This window comes from Streptomyces sp. AC627_RSS907 (assembly GCF_019049165.1).
Map to the genome: position 1 here is coordinate 1 of NZ_JAGMUE010000848.1, position 613 is coordinate 613.

Below are 613 nucleotides of genomic sequence, written 5' to 3' on the forward strand. Positions count from 1 at the left end.
GCGGATGATCCCGCGCCCGCCGCCCCGGGAACACACCCCCGACCGAACCCACCCGACCGGGTCGCGCCGAGCCGACCGGAACGCGCCACGGCGCGGCCGAGACACCACCGCTTCGGCCCCGCCCGGGTCAAGGGGGCTGGGGTTCGCTGGGCCGATCGGTGTAGATTCGTGACAGCCAGACGTCGCTGCTGATGGCGGTCGGGCGGTCCGCTTCGCGGTCCGACCGAGGGAGAGAGGGCCTCCGACGGACTGCGCTGCGACAAGGGGACAGCTCTGTCCGCTGCCGCATGCCCAGCCGAACACCTCTCCATCCCCAACGCACGAGGAGCAGCATTCATGTCGACTGCCGACGCCAACGGCCGGGACTTCAAGGTCGCCGACCTGTCCCTGGCCGACTTCGGCCGCAAGGAGATCACCCTCGCCGAGCACGAGATGCCGGGCCTGATGTCGATCCGCCGTGAGTACGCGGACGCCCAGCCCCTCGCCGGCGCCCGGATCACCGGCTCGCTGCACATGACCGTGCAGACCGCCGTCCTCATCGAGACGCTGGCGGCGCTCGGCGCCCAGGTCCGCTGGGCCTCCTGCAACATCTTCTCCACCCAGGACCACGCCG

At 71.5% G+C, this 613-nt stretch carries 1 protein-coding gene; it reads left to right on the plus strand.

The window, feature by feature from the left end; all coding sequences use genetic code 11:
• Positions 1-336 precede the first annotated feature (336 nt).
• The coding region (locus KUM32_RS38990; protein ID WP_217146511.1) for an adenosylhomocysteinase at positions 337-613 on the plus strand (277 nt) is incomplete at its 3' end.